Source organism: Paenibacillus graminis, from assembly GCF_000758705.1.
Classification (GTDB): Bacteria; Bacillota; Bacilli; order Paenibacillales; family Paenibacillaceae; genus Paenibacillus_AQ; species Paenibacillus_AQ graminis.
Map to the genome: position 1 here is coordinate 208,159 of NZ_CP009287.1, position 20,174 is coordinate 228,332.

Here is a 20,174-nt window from a genome sequence, read left to right on the forward strand (position 1 = left end):
ACCGTGAGGTCGGGCCTTTATCTACATGATTGTGTCACCTTATTTGGCATGCTTATCCGGCTGATGAATACCAAATATATTACCTTCTGTGTCCAGGTAATACCCTTGCCACGCCATCCCAGGTAATGCATACTTCGGCAATGCGAGCTTGCCCCCAAGTTTCAAAATTATTGCTTCAGTAGAGTCGTAATCCTCAACTCCCATAGTACAAGCATAACCATTCATTGCTTGTCCGGATTCTGGAGACGCACCCCGACGTTGCATCAAAGCCCCATTGATGCCGAGTTCGCTCGCATCTCCCGTGGTAGCTCCGAAATAGGGCGTTCCAGCATATTCACTCCAATCCTCAAAGGTCCATCCGAATACCTCACCATAAAACTTCTTAGCACGTTCCATGTCATCTACATGAATTTCGAAATGAACTAATCGGCCCATGATCTCCTCCAATGCTTTGACTTCAAACATCATGCCTTTATTATACTTTCCTTTTTCGCTAAATATATAAAATTTAATTGAAAATTTTCTTTAAGGTCAATTATATGGGTTCATGGAGGAGGCCAAGCACAGAACAGGGCCTCGATGAAGAGGAAGCCTTTGTAGTCGGATTTCTGGAGGGATACCGCTTGGATTCTTCCAGGATATGGTGCCGGGCTAAATCCCCGTGTATCAAGGGCTCGGGAGGCGCAAGCCTGTCCACGTTTACATTACTTGGAGATGAGTAGGGATACCATGTGAAAAACCGGCTTGTTCGCATTGCATGCGAACAAGCCGGTTTTTGGTTTTCTTCAGTTTGACTGAATCATTTCGGTCATTCGTTTTTAGCTTTACTTATTTCAATTTTCCTGCACGGATGTCGTCTGTCATCCCTTTATAAGGCGCTTTGGAAATCAGCTCTTGATTGTTAATACCGGCGTTTTCTAGAAAGGTGATATCAGCAAATTCAGGAACAACATACTTTGGATAAGTTTCATATTTTTCGCGCGATTCTTTCATTAATTCAAGATGATCATTTTGATAACAAACCGTAATTTCCGGATGTTCATGAACCCACTTTGGGAAAAAAATAACACCGTGCATTCGTTTTTCATGTGGCATAAAGTTCAGGGAAACGTCCGTTCCTGTTGGCTCGGTCCATGATACTTTATAAACGCCTTCTGTTAGTTTTACAATATCAACTTCCTGGTCGCGCACCCAGCGGCCCGCAACCATGCCGCTATGGATACGGTAATCAATGGTATGGTCATTCTTGATGTAGATTTCGTATTCCCAACCAATTTCATAAGTATAAATCATATGGCTTCCTACAAAGTCTTTTAAAGCTTCCTTCGGCTGCAAATGGATTCCTCCTTATTTAAATAGCTGCCTGCTTGAACGGTTTTATTTCATATCCCGCCAGTTTTGAATATTGTTCTCCCAAATATATTTATATTTTCCGACAATATCTCTTGCTGTTTTTGGCTTTTGTCCAGTCAAAGCTTCAATGGCACCGGATTGAACGTTTAAAAGCCCTTCTTTAATGCTGGCATCGGTTGTCACGAGATCATCGCCGCAGAATGGAACAGGCGAGCGGGAGAAATCACCGGTAATTTCTCTGGGAATGTGCAGTTTTTCCAGGTGTTTGTAATATTGCTCGGCATTCACAGGAGTATACTCCAGGTCTCTACCGGAAACCTCTTTAATGAGATTGCACAGATCCCTTACGGAAACAGACTCGGATCCTACAATATTATAAGCCTGGTTGTCTTTGCCTTTTCCAAGTAGGGCTGCGGCTGCGGCCCTTGCGCAATCATCCTTGTGAACTAAAGTAGCCCGGCCTTCGCCGGCAGTGCTTAACCATTTATTGTCGGACATTAGTGCCAACATCACATACATAGTCAGATAGTTTTCTAAATATAAGTTATTTCTCATTGCATTGTAGGCAATACCTGTTGACTTTAAGTAGTTTTCAGTTGCTGTATGGTCTGGAGTTACAAAAACATGAGCGTAGTTAGGATCTGTCGCACCGATAAATGAACTATATGTGATGTGAGAAATTCCTGCTTTGATTGCCGTATCAATCGCATTTTTGTGTTGTTGGACTCTTCTGCCTACTTCAAGGCCAGAGACAATATAGATACGATCACCATCTTGGAAAGCCCGTTCCATGGATGGAATGTCATCATAATTAATTTCAAAGATGTTGACTCCCGCATTTTCCCAACGTTGAACCGTATCCTGGGGAATTCTGTCTTTCTTCATGCATGTGAAGGTTAAATTGCGGCCATCTACTTCTGCGAGAACCGTTTCCGCCACACGGCTTGCAAGTTGGCCATCTACGCCTGTTACAATATAACGCATGTTTTAATCCCTCTTTTCTAGTGATAACTTTCACAAGGAAAGAATAGCATAGGTTGACACTAGAGTGAAATTACCCTATGTTATGATTTATAAAAAAGATTTATTAATAAAAGGGATGTTTCAAATGAATATTCAGCAATTAAAGTGCTTTGTTTCACTTGCCGAGACACTGAATTTTTCAAAAACGGCTGAGAAATTAAATTTGACACAACCTGCTGTAAGCCACAACATAAAAAGTTTAGAAAATGAGCTGGGAATCATTTTATTTGTTCGCAACAAAAGGACTGTTAATTTGACTTTAGCCGGCAATAGCTTTTACGAAGATATGGAAGGACTTCTATTTAGATTAGACCAATCCATTAAGAAAGCAAAACGGCTCTCCGGAGAATATGAAAGCACTTTGGTTATCGGATACACGGAGACTGTTTTTGAAAAAAAAGTTTTGCCGGACATTATTAAGCGATTTAAGGAAAAATACCCGCAGATTCAAATTCAGTTGAAAAAGTCTAATTTGACCAGAGAGAAAGAAGATTTATTAAACCAAAAGTTTGATATCATATTTACTTCGGAAGATAATTTGGGAAAGGACATTGATTTTTGTTTTTATCCGATACTTCAAGGGTCCTATGTTTGTGTACTGCCCAAAAATCATTCTTTCGCGAATGAAAGTGAGCTGGACATCGAACAATTAAATCATCAATCGATCATTTTATTTGACGAACACCAATCCCCCCCAACCCTAAAAAGGATGAACAGGAAAATTATTGAGAATTGTCCCGATTCCATTTATACCTATGGAGACACCATAAATACAGTACATACCATGATAAAAAGTGATCTTGGCGTTTCGGTTCTGCCGGACTTTGTGATTGGAGAGGATAGCGAGATCGCCATTGTTCCTTTAAGCTATACTGAAGAAGTGGTTTACGGCCTTGCTTGCCTTAGAAGCGAAGAGCGCTTAGAAGTAAAACGCTGGATTTCAATTATAAAAGAGTTACTCACTCTTTGACCCGGCAACGGGGCTGGCCCTCTCTTTAGTAGGGTAGTCAGAGCACACGGCATACACCGATAAGATTCTTCATTATTTTCTACTGTCGGTTCAACGTAAAATCCAGCTTCCGCCAATAAAGCCACACGGCAGGAATATCTCCACCACTCAACGAATCCCTTACATATTGAGCGATGGCATTAATCAAGTGCAATTGAGAAGGGAGGCTTCCTTATATGGGAACAGAAGCGGATCAGCGGTTGAACGATGGCCCTAAAATTCGAAAGGAAAAAGATATTGTTGCAAAAATGATTCGCATATATTGCAAGAAAAAACATCGTGAAAAAGAGCTCTGTGCGGAATGCCAGAGCTTAAATGAGTATGCTATGAAAAGACTGTCCCACTGCAAATTCGGTGAAGAGAAAACGGCTTGTGCGAAGTGTCCGATCCATTGTTATCAACCGGTTTACCGTCAAAAAATCAAGGGTGTTATGCGTTTTTCAGGCCCGTGGATGCTGCTATATCATCCATTGGAGTCCATAAGGCATATCCCTATACCCCATAAGTTAAGAAAATCAATTTCACGCTAGCTATCTTAGCAAGCTGCTCCAGACTCCGGCCGGTGACACGGAGGATGGAAGCAGGGGATGTGATTGACGTCAGAGCAATAGAACAATAACCGGCGGCTGCTGGCTGACCGGCCACTGCGTACAATTCTAACAGCGGTTCCCGCTGATTTTTGGCTCTACAGGTCCACCCCTCAGCTCCACGATGTAAATCCACACGCATGACCAGATTCTCTATAGATTCTCCAGGGTATCGCCATTTCTATGCTTTCTCCGATATTGGGCCGGTGTCATTCCATACACCTTTTTGAAGATGGAATAAAACGTATTAAGCGACGAGAATCCGGAATTTTGGACGATGGGCTCAATGGGCGAGTCGGAGGCAATTAACTCCTGACATATGAAATTTAGGCGTTTCTCCGATATCTTGTCCGTAATGGACTGGGTTGTCTCCGCTTTATACAAACTGCGGAAATAATTCACGGACAATCCCAAATGATCGGCCAGCATTTTTGCGGACAAGTTCGGATCGGTTAATTGTTCTTCAATGAACCGGTCCGCCTGCTCAATCAGGGCCACGTTTTTGGACAGACTGCGGGCAGCCACAATGTCTTCGAGCGTCTTGGTTACCAATGCTTCCATCCATGGCACCACGTTTTCCATCGTCTCCTGCTGGATGATCTGTTTCTCGATGGAAGTCAGCCCCCATGAACTCGGCAGCGGCTGAGCGGAGTGCTCTTGCATGAGCCGGCGTATATCCATAAACAACGTAATCAGCGACATTTTACATTCAAAATAGGGCATTCCCCGCAGCTTGACTACGGCTGAGCGTATGACTTCCAGAACCGTATCTGCATTCCCCTTGGGAAGAGCCTGAGCAATCTGCCGCTCTTTGTTCACAGGGAGGTGATACAGTTCTCCGGGCGCGCCGGGCAGCCATGCTTTTACGATGAGCGCTCTGTGTCCGAACCGGAACCGTTCCTGCGTCAGTTCATACGTCTCCATATATACCTCATGCATGTCGGTCAGGCTGGGCAGCGTCCTGCCCCAAGCAGCGGTCGTTCCAACTGACAAATACTGCTCTATTAACTGTTGGGATACTTGCAGCTTCTTCGCATATTCTTCGGACAATGGGGCGGATAAGACAACTGCCACGTGATCGTCCCCCATGTCCACCGTTTGCAGCTTGTGCTTGGACGACTGCAGCGACTCTTGAATAATATTGGACATTGCAAACCGGAGCAGACGCCGGTCCTTCTCCGGGTAGGTCTCCGAAAACTCCGAGAAGTGGTCAATCCGGAAGATGGCCACCGACAGCTGATCTTTCGGCAGGTCAATTCCCCATTCCAGAAACTGAGAACCAATTTCCTCTGCTGAATGGTAGGTCTCCCCCAGAAAATCCCGTAAAAACCTCTCTCTGCCCAAAAATTTATTAAGCCGCCATTGCTCAGTCAGTTCATTAATCTGATTACGCTGGGCTATAAACACATTGGATAAGTAGTCAAGTTCATTGGTGTCGTATCCTAGACCGGGCTTTTCCGCCTGATGCTGCCTCATTACTCTAGTAATCAGTTCTTGAATGGGCGAGTACACCCGTTTGGAAATCAGAACGATAACGGTCAAGGAGGCTACGAACAGGGCGAAGAACAAGATCAAGCTTGTGTTGCGAAGAACCGTGATTTTCCCCAAAATGACAGACTTCGGTATCGTTTCGATAAAGGTCCAATCCTGGATTCCTTTGATAGAGGTGCCTGCGTAAACCATTAGCTGCTCTCCCTGAGTGCGGGGATGAAAGAGCTTCCATCCGCTTTCACCCTTAATCACGTGGCTCCTCAGCTCCGCAATCTGTTCCTGATTCAAAGAAGTGCTGCTAAAAACCGTCTCATCCCGGTCATTTAGAACCGAAACCGATCTGTTGGCATAATTCGAATTGTTCTGAAGCAGGGTCATGAGATTATCTGTATCTACATTCATAACGAAAGCGGAGATGGAACTGCCTTTTTCGTAAAATCTTATGATGGTCATCACCTCTTTGGGCTTATTCCCGGTAAGAGGGAGGGACAAGGTTCTTGGAATGAGAACGCTGTGGTTCGCTGTAACAGGATCCCGTAAACGCTTAATAATGTCCTGATCGTAAAAAGCTGCCGCATCATTTAATCCAAGTCTGGAATCGACTACCGTATTCGTGTAATCGTTGATGAGGTATACCGAATCGATAGACGGATTAGCGTTCTTAATGTCCATAAGCCGGCTCCATACCTCGAAAGTTTCAAAATCGCTGTATTGTTCCGAAAGAGCATATACCTTGAGGGTGCTGTCATTGCTGGAGGAGAAGCTAAATTCCAGCGCCCATTCCATCAGCCGGGCCGTGTTTTGGGCGCTGTTCACCAGCAAGGATTCGGAATGATCGCCGATCTCTTCCAGAAGCGTTTTGGAGGACTGCCAATAGAGCAGTGCAAAAGAGATACCCAGCACCAGTACATTTGCACTGACAAAATAAAAAATGAGCTTCATATAAGTAGGATGCCGCTTTAGCGATGCGAAGAGTGGATGTCTGAATTTCATTGCTCTGGACCCCCGTAATCATGACTGTCGATTCATAAATTGTTAGGTTGATTATAGCATACGGGGCATTTCCGTCCTCAGAATCGTTTATTTTCGAAGTAGTGTTGTTTTTGGGAAGTTCGTAAATCTGCGCTTGCAGGATAAATTGGAGCTTTTCTGAATTGCCGTTGCCGTAGGGGCTTGATAAGGTAACGGCAGAGATAACGGGACGCCGATGCGTTTGCCGGTCTTGATGAAAGGGGGGATGTAACAAGATGCAATATCAACTTAATGCAAATAAAGGGTCCAAGCTGAAGCATATTATCCGGAATCCATTTCTATATGCTATGGCTGTACCGGGGCTGTTGTTTTTTCTCGTGTTCAGTTATTTTCCTATATACGGGATAATAATCGCCTTCAAAGACTATAATTTTGCCAAAGGCATTACGGGAAGCGATTGGGTCGGTTTTAGAAACTTCGATTATTTTTTTACTTCAGATGATTTCTGGATCATTCTGCGTAATACGCTGGTGCTGAACATGCTGTTCATTGTATTTACTACGGTGGCTGCGGTTATGATTGCTCTTATGTTCAATGAAATCCGCAATAAGTATTTCAAACGAATTTCACAGTCGCTCATCTTCCTTCCTTATTTTATGTCCTGGATTGTGGTAGGAATGATTGTCCAATCCTTATTTGGCGGGGAAGAGCCGATGATCAACACCTGGCTGCAGTATCTCAGCCTGGAACCGGTCAACTGGATGTTTGAGTCCAAGCTTTGGCCCTACATTCTGACGGTAATCCGTGTATGGCAAGGAGCCGGTTATCTTTCGATTATTTTTCTGGCGGCGATTACCGGCATATCGGAGGATTTGTACGAGGCTGCCCGGATTGATGGGGCTTCCAAACTGCAGATTGTGCTGCGCATTACGCTGCCGCTGCTCGTTCCTACCATCATGATCATGACTTTGCTGGCCGTAGGCAAAATTTTCAATGGTGACTTTGCCATGATCTATGCCATCATTGGAGACAATTCATCGTTGTATCCGACTACCGATGTCATTGATACCTTCGTCTTCCGCTCCATGAGACAGCTGCATGACTTCGGCATGTCCTCGGCGGTTGGCCTGTTCCAGTCGATAATGGGTCTAATCTTCGTCATTACCGCCAACTGGATAACCCGAAGGGTGTCTAAAGAATCTGCTTTATTCTAGGAGAAGAACTATGAGACAGAAACAGAGCGCTGCGGATCGAACTTTTACGGTATTTGCCCATACGTTCATTTTGTTGTTTACCTTATTTTGTGTGTTTCCTTTTCTGCTGATGATTATCGGCTCTTTTACAGACGAGGGGGAACTGATTGCACACGGCTATACTTTATTTCCGCAAACCTTATCGCTGGATGCGTATAAGGCGGTTTTGCAATCGGATGTGCTGTTCAACGGCTATTCGGTCACGATCTTTATCACTGTCGTAGGCGCATTAACCGCGTTGTGCATTTCGGCAATGCTCGGCTATTCGCTGGCTAACAAACGGAATGTCCTGCAAACACCGTTTCTGTTTTTTTGCTACTTGCCTATGCTTTTTTCCGGAGGCATCATTCCATTTTATATTGTGGTCAGCCAGTGGCTGCATTTGCAGAATACCATCTGGGTGCTCATTTTGACGATGTTATGCCAGCCGTTCCTCGTCTTTTTGCTGGTCAGTTTCTTCCGCACCATTCCCGAGGAATTGGAGGAAGCCGCAAGAATAGACGGAGCGAATGAAATGAGGGTTTTCTTTCAAATTATGATTCCGATCTCGAAGCCGATTCTGGCTTCCGTCGGCCTCTTCTATGCCTTGAGCTACTGGAATGACTGGTTTATGGGACTGATGTTCGTGGATAATGAGAAGTTGTTCCCGCTGCAGCTGATTCTGCGCCGGATGGTCTCCAATATGGAAGCCGCCAAAAATCTCATTCCCGCCTCAGCAGCCATTGCCGTGACGCCGCCGACCTATGGCGTACGGATGGCGACGACCGTGCTGACGATCGGCCCGATTGTCCTGCTGTATCCCTTGCTTCAGAAGTATTTTGTCAAAGGTCTAACGGTAGGAGCGGTAAAAGGCTAACGAAGCATTTCCGGCATTAACCGGATTAGTCCGGGTGAATCATAGATTGTTTTCCATAGACATGGGAGGGTTGCGGAATGAGGTTAAAAAAATGGTTTGGCACAACGACGACAGCGGTATTGGTATCCTCACTGATGCTGGCGGGCTGCGGCGGCAATACGAAGACTGGCGGCAATGAGGGAAGTTCTGGAGCGAATGCGCAAAGTGCTGCACCCGCAGCGAAGGAAACGGTGACGTTGAAAGCTTATTTTCCAGGGGATAAACCGGCCGGCTTTGACGCTGTGCTGCAGGCGGTCAACGACAAATTGAAAGCGGACAACGTCGGAGCAGCCTTGAATATCAACTTCTTGCCTTGGTCCGATTACGGGAATGCGGTATCCGTGAAGATGTCTGCCGGCGAAGACTTCGATATGTATTTGGATGCCCCATGGTTATCCATGAATCAGATGATCGAGGGCAATTCTTTAATGGAACTGGATGCCGCAGTGGCCAAACGTCCGGAGCTCAAAGCATCCATTCCCGAGGAAATGTGGGAATATAACAAATTCGGCGGAAAAATTATGGGAATTCCGCTGGGCACTACCCAGGGCCAGCTCTATGGCCTTCTGATCCGCAAAGACTTGCGCGAGAAATACGGACTTCCCGAGCTGAAAACCCTTGGCGATCTGGAGAAATTTTTGTATACGGTCAAGGAAAAAGAGAAGGATGTCAAGCCCTTCGTGATTAACGGCATCAAAGCCGATAAACTCCCGTTTGTCCTGAGCGAATCCGCTAATCTGGCGCTGGATGAAGTGCTTGAAATCGGTGTCAACATGTTCGCGTATTCCATCAAGGACAAGAAGGTAACCGGCCAATGGGCAAGTCCGATGATTGCCGATGGTTATGAACGCGTCACCAAATACTATAAGGACGGCATCATCTCCAAAAATATCGCGCAGGAGCAAAATGCAGAAACACTGTTCAAGCAGGGCAAATATGCAGCTACCTATTATGCGGCGGATGGTGTAGAGGGACTGAAATATTCGGAAATGCTGCAAGACGGCAGCGACAAGCTGGAGATTTTCATTCCGAACGGGGATAAGGCCAAGCCGTATACCGCTTTCCAGCAATGGAATTTCCTGTGCATTCCGGCTTCCTCCAAGCATGCTGATCTGGCTCTGGACGTAGCCAATTGGATGTCGATTAAGGAAAACCACGACTTGATGGAATACGGCATTCAAGGAAAGGACTGGGAACCAGTCGGCGATTCGAGCTATAAGGTGCTGTCCAGCTATTCATTCCCGGGCTATGTGTTGACCTGGCGGCCAACGCTCAACCGCACGCCGGACAAGATGATGAAGGATGACAAGAAGTGGTTCGACTTCTCTACCAACCCGGCCAATTTCACACTTAGTCCAACGGCGGGCTTCAACTTTAACGCTGAAAAGGTGAAGACGGAATATGCTAAAATCACTCCGCTTCATGATTCGACCTTCCTGCCGCTTAGCCAGGGCCTGGTGCCTGCCGAAGAAGGCAAGAAGATGATGGACAAAAAAATGGAGAGCCTCGGCGGACAAAAAGTAATTGATGAAATTCAGGCGCAAATCGACGCTGTCACATCCGGTAAATAACAGCATTTAAAATACTGAAAGAGGTATTTCACATGAACATAACACGCAGCGCGCAAAATCCTGTTATACGGGTTCGGGACGTTGTCCCCTCCCGCCCCGATTTTCGGGTGCTGGGTGCGTTTAATGCAGGAGTTGCGCAGTTAGGGGATGAAACGATCCTTTTACTGCGCATTGCGGAAGCGCCGATACCGGACCGGGCGGACGAAGTGCTCGTCCCCCGGCTGAATGAAGCAGGTACCGATGTACGGGTAGAGCGCTACGACAAAAACGATCCGGGCTATGATTTCTCCGACTCGCGCTTCATCGCAAGGGACGGACGAACGGTCATGCTCACATCCTTATCCCATCTGCGGGTGGCGCGAAGCAAAGACGGCATTCATTTCGACATCGAGCCGACGCCGGCCTTGTTTCCGGAACACGCTCTGGAAGCGTGGGGAATTGAGGATCCGCGCGTAACTCAAATCGGAGACATCTATTATATTACTTACAGCTCCGCCTCCGCCCACGGCGTTGGCGCCGGCCTGGCGGAGACCCGGGATTTCCGGACATTCAAGCGCCGCGGACTTATGCTGGCTCCTGAAAATAAGGACGTCATGATATTCCCGGATAAAATCAACGGCAAATACTATGCTTTGCACCGTCCGGTGCCGAAATCCTTCGGCTCTCCCGAGATGTGGATCGCCGAATCGCCCGATCTCGACCATTGGGGGAACCACCGCTTCCTGATGGGGCTCAGCGAACAAGGCTGGGATTCGGCCCGTATGGGCGGCGGGGCGGTTCCGATTCGAACCGAACGCGGCTGGCTCGCACTGTACCACGGAGCGGACAGCAAGCATCGCTATTGTATGGGTGCGGTGCTGCTCGATTTGGAGAACCCTGCCAAGGTAATCGCGAGATCCCGTGTACCGATATTGGAGCCGGAAGCTGCATATGAGGTGAATGGATTTTTCGGCAAGGTCGTGTTTTCGTGCGGAGCCCTATTGCTGGATCAGACGGTCCGCATGTATTACGGTGCTGCAGACGAAGTGATGGCAGTGGCGGACATACCGCTGGAGGATATATATAATACGCTTTTGTAAAAGGCTGGAGGCAGTGCGAACTGCCTTCTTCAATCCATAAAAAGGAAAGCGCTGTCATAAACGATTGAAATTAGATGGACAAAGGAGCGCATGTGCATGGCTGACAAGAAGCAAAGGGTTGTAATGAGGTGGACATGTCTGGTTATGGTTTGTTCAATGATATCGTCCATATGGTTCTATTCCTCTGCATCGGCAAGCACTTCCGGGACGATGAACGCTTCTCAAGAGACCGCTGAAATGAAACTGATGAAGAACCGGATGGTTGATTTTTACATCTCCAGAGATATCATCAACGACGGAACGAACGGCCGGGTCGAATGGACCTTCAAATCACAGGCTGGCACTTACTTATCCGATCAAAACGCTAATGGAAGCTGGGGGGATGTAGATTACGCGAGTACAACCTCCAGTGCCAATGGGCGGGCGTGGTCGCCTTATCTCGCCTTAGACCGGATGCAGTCGATGGCTCAGGCGTTTGCTGACCCGAATGGTCCCTACTATCATAGCGAAACCCTGCTAGGAGGGATTCAAAAGGGGCTGGACTATTGGTTTACGGTAAAGCCGACTTCAACCAACTGGTGGGAGACCGGAATCGGCAAGCAATTAAGGCTGGGGAAAATTGCGCTTTTATGTGAAGGCTATTTAACTGCAGCGCAAGTATCGAATATTATCGGCACGCTGGACAGCAGCCCGCACACTGTCGATGGAGCCAACTCGTCCTGGTACAATCAAAATTATATGATCCGCGGCTTATTGCTGGAGGATGCCCAGAACGTCCGGAACGCTGTGGAAGCGTTTAACGTGCTGTCGAATGTGACGACGACTGTGACGGGCATCCAGTCAGACATGTCATTTTTCATGCATGGGAAAACCAATTATACGACGGGCTATGGAAGAAGCTTTGCCAGAGATATGTCATTCTGGGCGTATGTAACCTCAGATACCTCATTCTCCTACAGCAAGGCGGCGATTGATTCGCTATCGTCCTACCTGCTGGACGGTACCCGGTATCTCGTGAGAGGCGATGTAGCCGATCTGGGTATGGGGATGAATGGACCGGAGTGGCCGGGTTATGAGAGCGCGGCTCTAACCTTCTATGAAGATCCGCTGCAGTGGATGCAGGCGGCCAACCCGAAGCGGGCTGGGGAGTTCGCGAGTTTTCTTGACAATATCCGCAGCTTCGGCACGAGCACGAGCAACGGCCTGGACGCCAACAATATGACGCAATGGCAGACGCTGGTCTCCTCCCATATGCGAAATGATTATGGAATTACGGTCAAGATGTCTTCCAAAACGGTCAAAGGCGGCGAATGGAGAACCATTAATCCCAGCGGATATAACCTGTTGTACTGGACGCCGCAAGGAGCCACTGCCATTCAGAGAACCGGCGACGAATACAGGCCTGTGTACCCGCTGATGGACTGGGCTCATGTTCCTGGCACGACGGCCCCGTACGTACTCACGAAGGATGGGAATTTCAACAATCCCAAAACGTTTGTAGGCGGCGTGACAAATGAGCGTTATGGAGCCACCGCGTTTGATTTTAACAAGCTGAGTACCAGCGGCAAAAAAGGCTACTTTTTTTTCGATGATGAAATGGTCGCGCTGGGCGCAGGCATCGCTTCGACGAATGCCGCACCGGTCCACACGACATTGAACCAAAGTCTGGCGGTAGGCGATGTGCTTGTAGACGGCGCTGTAATCCCAGACGGAACGGCGCAAGCTAACGGGCGCTGGGCTTATAATGATAAGATCGGCTATGTTTTCCCGAATCCCACGGATTTTCAAGTAAAGCGGGAGACGAAGATGGGGAAATGGAGCGACGTCATCACGGGAAGTTCAACGGAGCCGATCACCAAGCCGGTTTTTTCCATTTGGCTCGATCATGGCGTGAAACCGACAAACGCTTCCTATGAGTACATCGTATTGCCGAACAAAACCCCCGAAGAGGTCGGCAGCTACGCGAGCGTGAACCCGATCAGTATTCTTTCCAATACACCGTCGGTTCAGGCGGTACGGCATAATGCTCTGGGCATTGCGGAATTGCTGTTCTATCAGCCCGGGACAGTGACGGTAAGAGACGGCTTGACGGTCACAGTTGACCAGCCGTCCATGGTGATCATAGACGAATCTGTAACACCTGTCCGCATCTCGGTCGCTAATCCCGAAACACCGGGGATTACAGTGAACGTAACGCTGAACCGGGACGGAGAAAAAGCCACGACCACCTATAGACTCGGCAAGGATACGTTTACCGGCCGAAGCATGACCCTAAACGAGGGAACCTCCAGCGACGACAGCGGGTTCGATCTCGCTTACAGTAAAGGAGCAACCGCTTCCTCCAGCCAAGGCAAGCAATTTGCCTCGAATGCTACGGATCTATACAGAAGTTCTTATTGGAGTTCAAATGCCTCAGACAACGAATGGATTTATGTTGACCTGCAAAATCAATATACGATCGATAAAGTTAGGCTAAATTGGGAGAAGGCATACGGGAAAAGCTATAAAATTCAAGTATCCGACGATGCTGTCACCTGGACGGACGTTTATACAACTTCGATGGGGGATGGCGGAATCGACGACATTTCTTTCGGTAAGGCCAGTGCCAGGTTCGTCCGGATGCAGGGCGTTCAGCCGGGTACCGGAGACGGCTACTCGCTTGCTGAATTTAACGTATTTGAAGCGGTGGCACCCAATCTCGCCGAAGGCATGCCGGTAACGGCAAGCTCGACCAGAGCCGCCGACGTGTCGCCCGGGAATGCGGTGGATGGGTCATTGACGACCCGCTGGGGATCTAACTATGCCGATCCGCAGTGGATTTACGTTGATCTTGGCTCCAGCCAACCCATCGCGAAGGTCATGCTGCATTGGGAAAGTGCGTATGGCAAGGAGTACCAAATTCAGGTTTCCGACAATACGACGGACTGGACGACAGTATACAGCACCACAACCGGAGACGGAGAAATCGACGATATCTCCTTCGAACCGGTGACTGCAAGATACGTTCGGATGTATGGCACGAAAAGAGCGAGCACGTACGGCTACTCGCTCTGGGAATTTAAAGTGTATGGTACAGAGAACGTACAAAAGGTTCCGACCCGGGTCGAACTTCAAGCAACACCGTCTTCCGTGGCGGCTGGAGGCAAAGTATCCGTTACGGGAACCGTCTATGACGGCGACGATCTGCCGGTCCCCGGCGTAGAGGTTGAAATCGCGGCTGCCTCGGGCAGCATCGAAACGGCTAAAGCAGTAACGGACGCGAACGGCCGGTTCAGCACGGACTTTACAGCCCCGTCCACAGCCGGTGACGTGACGATCGCGGCCCTTCTCCCTGCAAGTCCGGCCGTGACGGATACGGTTACCGTGTCCGTGAACCAGGACGTACAAGTGCCCGCCCGGATCGAACTTCAAGTGGCGCCGTCTTCCGTGGAGGCTGGAGGTGAAGTATCCGTTACGGGCGCCGTCTACGACAGCGGCGGTCTTCCGGTATCCGGCGTAGAGGTCGAGCTCACGGCTGCATCGGGCAGTATCGAACCGGCTACAGCAGCCACGGACGCGAACGGCCGGTTCAGCACAGTCTTTACAGCGCCGCATGCTGCCGGAGAAGTGACGATTACGGCAGCCGTGACCGCGAATCCGTCCGTGAGGGGGACGACTGCCGTTTACGTAGATGGGGTCGTACAAGTGCCCGCCCGGATCGAACTCCAGGAGGCACCGTCTTCCGTGGTGGCCCAAGGCAAAGTACCCGTTACAGGAGTCGTCTACGACGGCGGCAATCTTCCGGTCCCGGGCGTGGAGGTCGAAATCGCGGCTTCGTCAGGCAGCATCCAGACGGCTAAAGCAGTAACGGACGCGAACGGCCGGTTCAGCACGGTCTTTACGGCGCCTTCCGCAGCCGGAGAAGTGACGATTACAGCCGTCTTGACTGCGAGTCCGGCCGTGACGGATAAGATTACCGTCTCCGTAATTAAGGCCGCACAAGTACCTGCTCTAATCGAACTCCAGGCGACGCCGTCTGCTGTGACGGTCGGCGACGACGTGTCCATTGCAGGAATCGTCTACGACGGTGACAATCTTCCGGTCTCCGGCGTGGAGGCCGAAGTCGCGGCTTCGTCGGGCAGCTTCAAAACTGCTACAGCAGTAACGGATGCGAACGGCCGGTTCAGCATGGTCTTTACGGCGCCTTCCGCAGCCGGAGAAGTGACGATTACAGCCGTCTTGACCGCAAATCCGTCCGTTACAGGGAAAATAAACGTTTCCGTAAACGAGCGTTCAAACGGCGGAAGCGGCGGAAGCGGAGGCAATTCGGGAGGGGGAGCTCCTGTGACCCCGCCGGTAACTCCCAATAATCCGAACGTTAATCCGAACGATGATCCAAACGATGGTCCAGGCACGCAGGACGTTCCGGTACCCGGTCATGCCTTCGCGGATATTGGCGGTCATTGGGCCGAAGCCAATATCTTGGAAGCAGAAAAGAAGGGGATTATTACAGGCTATCCGGACGGTTCGTTCCGGCCCGATCGCACAGTAACGCGCGCTGAATTCGCGGTAATGCTGGCGAAAGCGCTGAAGCTTCAGAACGAAGAAGCAGTCCTGTCCTTCAAGGACGCGGACCGGATCGGGCAGTGGGCCCGGACAGCTGTTGCGCGAGCCGTAAGCCTGGGTCTTATCCAAGGCGATAAGAACAGTAACTTCCGTCCAGATGCGCCTTTGACGAGATCGGAAATGGCCGTAATGCTGGCGCGAGCCTTAAACCTCGCACCTGAAGCCCGTTCCGCCGGATTCGCAGATGACCGCGACATACCGGTCTGGGCTGCCGGAGCGGCAGCCGAGATGAAGAAGCTGGGGATTATGCAGGGTAAGGGCAACAACAGCTTCTTCCCGAAAAATGCCGCGACAAGGGCGGAAACGGTCACGGTTCTGCTCAGGATGCTGGTTGCTAAGGATCAAGAATAAAAAGCAGAACAAGGAGGGGGACGGAGAGGCTGACGGTGATGCAAGAAAATCGCCTAGAGGAATTCATGCCGGCTTCGTTCCCAACCATGGTATGGTTCCTATCCGTTCGCCAATATGGAGGTTCAGCAGAGACACCTTAACCGGTGTCTTTTTGCGAAAAAGCAGGTGAGCAGTGCTAGTTGGAAAAAGGAAACTTATTTCTCCCACAAATCAACAATTATAAGAATGAAGTGGAAAAAGGAAACTTAATTAGGCGATATTACTCCGTTAGGAGCAAAACCAGCAGAATTAGTTCCCCTTTTTCCACTTAGCCAGTGGGGAACAGATGTTGCCGGGGCAATTAGTTATCCTTTTTCCACTTAGCCCCCCTTCGTTTGGATTCGTTTCCCACATAAGATCTACAGGGAAGATTTGAATAATTTGAAAAAGGGCTGGATCAGGGGTTTGATTGTCCCTGTATCCGGCCTCTTTCATTATTTTCCATTCAGCAGGCTGCAGCGGACCCCGAAATAAACCAAAACTGCCCGGTCCAGATTATTGGGTACTTGTACAACTCCCTGCATTTTCAAGATTACTATCACGAGGAGGAGAATCTCCTGAATCGAATGAATGATTAACGATAGCTATCAAACCCTCCAGTAAGACACCACCCTATAGATCATTTGTTATACTGACGTCCTAAGATTTATTTAGGAGGTTAGAACATGGTATTAAAGGTTGGGAATTTGACCGTTACATACGGTCAGAAAAAGGCTGTCGATCTCATTAGCTTTGAAGTAAAGCCGGGGCAAGCATTTGGATTACTGGGTGCGAACGGGGCAGGAAAGTCTTCAACCATTGCTGCAGTGCTTGGTATTGTGAAGAGCACTTATGATGAGCTTGTTATCGTGGGTAAATCGCCAATACGCAATCGGAAGGAGATATTTGAACAGGTAGGGGTGCAGTTTCAAGAAACCCATTTCCAGGATAAACTAACCGTTTCCGACGCATGTGAACAATGGCAATCACTCTATAAACAAACGGCGGACTTACCTGCTTTACTACAAACCTTTGGGTTGGCAGATAAGAAACAACAACCGGTTAAATTGCTTTCTGGCGGGGAGCGTCAGCGGTTGGCCGTACTCCTTGCCCTAATTCCTGAACCGAAACTTGTGTTTTTAGATGAGCTGACCACAGGGCTTGATACAAAGGCGCGTCGGATGTTGTGGAAACAGCTCGTAACAATGAAAGAAGATGGTTTGGCAATTGTTTTAACATCACATTACATGGATGAGGTTGAAGCGTTGTGTGATGAGATATTAATTCTGCGAGAGGGTCAAACCGTCTTTCGTGGAACCATTCAGGAAGCGTTAGCCGCTAGCGGGAAAACAACGCTTGAAGATGCATATTTACATTTTGCCGGCGAGGAGGACTGGGGATGAGTACAATGTTTACGCTTTTAAAAATAGAAGGTAAGCTGGTATGGAAAGGCATTGATATTTTAATCTTCGGGATATGCTTTCCGGTTATTTTGGCGGCCTTGTTTGGTTACGTGCTTAGTAAAGATGCATCTGCTGGTTCATCTGATTTTGAATTATCTTACGCAGCCGTTATAACGATTGGTGTGCTTGCAACGGGCGTAATGGGTCTGCCATTAACCATTGCTGATTATCGGCACCGGGGCATTCTGAAACGATTCCAAGTGACACCGGTATCACCTTTACAGATTTTATTCGCCCAAGGCATAATTCAGCTTTCCTCTGCCCTTGTTTCATTTATTGGGGTTACTCTCGGTTATTATTTATTTTTTGATTATCAGATAGCAGGCTCCTGGCTTATATTTTTGAGCGTATATGCCTTTGTTGTTTTAGCCATGTACAGTATTGGCACTTTTATTGGCAGTGTCGTACCTGATCAAAAGGCAGCTAATATGTGGAGTTCTATTGCGTACTTTACGATGTTGTTATTCTCAGGTGCGACCATTCCATATGAAGTAATGCCACGCTTCGTTCAATGGATCATGGATATCTTACCCTTGTCACATGGGATTCATTTATTAAAGCTAGTAAGTACAGGTAGAGAAACAGAGGGGATGATGGTACCATTTTTGATATTAGGCATTGTTACCGGAATCAGCTTGATTGGGGCATTCAAATTTTTTAGGTGGAAGTAGGGTTGAGGGATGTACCGGACCAAAGAAATTGCAGCAATGGTTGGGGTACATCCCAACACTGTGCGGATTTATGAAGAATGGGGATATATCTCAGCTGTTCCGAGAGGTGTGAACGGCTACCGCATTTATTCTGACTTGCATTTATTTCAACTGAACATAGCTAGAACCGCTTTTCGTTGTGAAATTGTTCAAGGACTCATTCGGGCAAAAGCTAGAGCCATTGTTGAAGCTAGCGGCAAAGCGGATTTTACTCAAGCACTAGAATATGCACAAAGCTACTTGTCCCATCTAGAAAAAGAATATAACCGGGCGCTAGAAGCTATTGAACTTTCGGAGCAGTGGTTATGTGGAATACAATCCACACCTGCTCAAACGTATACACGCAAAGAGACTGCCCAGGTTCTGGACCTCTCAACTGAAGTTATCCGAAATTGGGAGCGCAATGGATTAATAACTGTTCATAGACTTTCCAATGGCTCGCTGGCATATACAGAAAATGAAATAAGACGGTTGAAAATAATTCGGACCTTAAGGACGGCACATTATTCGATAAGTGCAATTCTCCGGTTGATGAATCAGGCAGAGAACATGAGGTGGACGAATCTTAATATTAAGAAAGTGCTCGACACACCAGAAGAGCATGAAGATATTATTTCAGTGACAGATCGGTTAGTCTATTCACTGGAACAAGCTATTGCGTCTGCTAAGGAGCTAATATGGATGCTAAGGGAAAAATTGAACTTGGAGAGATGACGTTGTAAACATGAGGCAGTGAGACTTCGAGTCCTACCTGTCTTAGAGCATCGGTCATCATAATGCCAAGGCTAGTGCCGAATTTTGAGACTTTTCGTTCCATTTCGATCACCCTTAAGAGGTTCAGAATCCTCGAAGGATGATATAATAATAACAAATGGAGCTGATGCCGATGGATTTGCTGGACCCGCGTGTGGACTTTGTGTTCAAACGGATATTTGGCAGTGAGAATAACAAGGATGTACTGCTGGCGTTTCTTAATCGTATCTTCACCGAAGCTGGCGAGCCGCCGTTGACTGAGATCATCCTGATGAATCCTTATACGGATAAAGATGATCCGCTCGACAAACAGTCCATCTTCTATGTTTTCGCCAAGACCTCTGAAGGCAAACTGATTGATATAGAAATGCAGCTTTTTAATAAGTATGATATAGAGAAGCGAACGCTGTTTTATTGGAGCAAACGGTACGCCAGTCAACTCAGTGAAGGCGACAAGTATCCGGAGTTAAAAAAATGCGTGACAATCAACATTTTGAACTATTCGTTCCTGAAAAACAATCAGTATCATAATGTGTTCCATCTGGGGGCGGATTGATCAATTGGCTGTTGTTTCTGAAAGGTGCCGATACATCACACTGGGAGGTGCTGAAGATGAATGAACCGGGTTTGGAAAAAGCGATGGATACCCTGCAATATTTGAGTCAGGATTCGGATGCCAGACGGTTGTATGAGGCCAGACAGAAGTATTTGCATGATGAAGCTTCCATGATTGAGGGAGCGAAGTCTGCTGGGATAATTGAGGGCAAGCTACAGGTCGCTCGAAATTTGTTGGCGATGGGAATGGATTATGTGGCTGTCGCTAAAGCAACTGGTCTGAGTGAAGATGAAATCAGGTCTATAAAGCTTTAATATTTGTATTTTTCCAGATGAATAATATTAATAAATAAGGACGTTGGAGGGCTCATCCACGTCCTTGTTTTTGTTTGTAGCGGCTCTCCGAAGGCGGTGGGTTTGAGGCTGTTTCTAAGTGTATTACTGCTTATTAAGCATGAGCACACATGTATGTTCTTTTGATTGTGA

14 protein-coding genes and 1 pseudogene are annotated in these 20,174 nt (G+C 47.9%); 11 read left to right on the plus strand and 4 right to left on the minus strand.

The annotated features are described in order from the left end of the window. Positions 1-39: 39 nt before the first annotated feature. The 3 genes from PGRAT_RS01015 to PGRAT_RS01025 all read right to left on the minus strand — a co-directional run bounded on the left by PGRAT_RS01015 (position 40) and on the right by PGRAT_RS01025 (position 2,337). Positions 40-435: a VOC family protein gene (locus tag PGRAT_RS01015; protein ID WP_025708172.1), complete on the minus strand. Its 396-nt coding sequence runs from the start codon at positions 433-435 to the stop codon at positions 40-42. 393 nt (positions 436-828) lie between these two features. Next, entirely contained in the window at positions 829-1,335 is a 507-nt protein-coding gene (locus PGRAT_RS01020; RefSeq protein ID WP_025705145.1) for a phenolic acid decarboxylase, read from the minus strand. 42 nt (positions 1,336-1,377) lie between these two features. Then, positions 1,378-2,337 (minus strand): NmrA family NAD(P)-binding protein, encoded by a 960-nt coding sequence (locus PGRAT_RS01025; RefSeq protein ID WP_025705144.1) that lies wholly within the window; start codon positions 2,335-2,337, stop codon positions 1,378-1,380. 64 nt (positions 2,338-2,401) lie between these two features. Between PGRAT_RS01025 and PGRAT_RS01030 the strand changes: the two genes are divergently transcribed. Both PGRAT_RS01030 and PGRAT_RS01035 read left to right on the plus strand, forming a co-directional pair. After that, positions 2,402-3,346 (plus strand): LysR family transcriptional regulator, encoded by a 945-nt coding sequence (locus PGRAT_RS01030; protein ID WP_238326784.1) that lies wholly within the window; start codon positions 2,402-2,404, stop codon positions 3,344-3,346. Between the two features lie 215 nt (positions 3,347-3,561). Further along, a complete protein-coding gene (locus PGRAT_RS01035) occupies positions 3,562-3,915 on the plus strand; it encodes a nitrous oxide-stimulated promoter family protein (RefSeq protein ID WP_025705142.1) in 354 nt (117 codons plus the stop codon). A gap of 210 nt (positions 3,916-4,125) precedes the next feature. Here PGRAT_RS01035 and PGRAT_RS01040 read toward each other — a convergent pair whose 3' ends face one another. Beyond that, positions 4,126-6,456: a helix-turn-helix transcriptional regulator gene (locus tag PGRAT_RS01040; RefSeq protein WP_025705141.1), complete on the minus strand. Its 2,331-nt coding sequence runs from the start codon at positions 6,454-6,456 to the stop codon at positions 4,126-4,128. Between the two features lie 254 nt (positions 6,457-6,710). On the opposite strand from PGRAT_RS01040, the gene PGRAT_RS01045 reads away from it, so the two are divergent. The 9 genes and pseudogenes from PGRAT_RS01045 to PGRAT_RS32060 all read left to right on the plus strand — a co-directional run bounded on the left by PGRAT_RS01045 (position 6,711) and on the right by PGRAT_RS32060 (position 20,003). Next, a complete protein-coding gene (locus PGRAT_RS01045) occupies positions 6,711-7,649 on the plus strand; it encodes an ABC transporter permease (protein WP_025705140.1) in 939 nt (312 codons plus the stop codon). Positions 7,650-7,659: 10 nt separating this feature from the next. Further along, entirely contained in the window at positions 7,660-8,544 is an 885-nt protein-coding gene (locus PGRAT_RS01050) for a carbohydrate ABC transporter permease (RefSeq protein ID WP_025705139.1), read from the plus strand. 77 nt (positions 8,545-8,621) lie between these two features. Continuing rightward, on the plus strand, positions 8,622-10,154 hold the full coding sequence (locus tag PGRAT_RS01055) for an ABC transporter substrate-binding protein (protein WP_025705138.1): 1,533 nt from the start codon (positions 8,622-8,624) through the stop codon (positions 10,152-10,154). A gap of 32 nt (positions 10,155-10,186) precedes the next feature. Next, a complete protein-coding gene (locus PGRAT_RS01060) occupies positions 10,187-11,233 on the plus strand; it encodes a glycoside hydrolase family 130 protein (RefSeq protein ID WP_025705137.1) in 1,047 nt (348 codons plus the stop codon). Between the two features lie 96 nt (positions 11,234-11,329). After that, positions 11,330-16,189 (plus strand): polysaccharide lyase family 8 super-sandwich domain-containing protein, encoded by a 4,860-nt coding sequence (locus PGRAT_RS31370; RefSeq protein WP_167337216.1) that lies wholly within the window; start codon positions 11,330-11,332, stop codon positions 16,187-16,189. A gap of 704 nt (positions 16,190-16,893) precedes the next feature. Further along, positions 16,894-17,610 carry an ABC transporter ATP-binding protein gene (locus PGRAT_RS01075; protein ID WP_025708608.1) on the plus strand — a complete coding sequence of 239 codons (717 nt, stop codon included), beginning with the start codon at positions 16,894-16,896 and terminating at the stop codon, positions 17,608-17,610. After that, the gene (locus PGRAT_RS01080; protein WP_025708606.1) at positions 17,607-18,341 is read left to right on the plus strand and encodes an ABC transporter permease; all 735 of its coding nucleotides are present in this window, start codon (positions 17,607-17,609) and stop codon (positions 18,339-18,341) included. Before PGRAT_RS01075 ends, PGRAT_RS01080 begins: the two co-directional genes overlap by 4 nt. A 9-nt stretch (positions 18,342-18,350) precedes the next feature. Further along, complete coding sequence (locus PGRAT_RS01085; RefSeq protein WP_025708605.1) at positions 18,351-19,094, plus strand: MerR family transcriptional regulator; 744 nt, start codon at positions 18,351-18,353, stop codon at positions 19,092-19,094. Between the two features lie 172 nt (positions 19,095-19,266). Next, positions 19,267-20,003: pseudogene (locus tag PGRAT_RS32060) on the plus strand (Rpn family recombination-promoting nuclease/putative transposase). Positions 20,004-20,174: the final 171 nt, after the last annotated feature.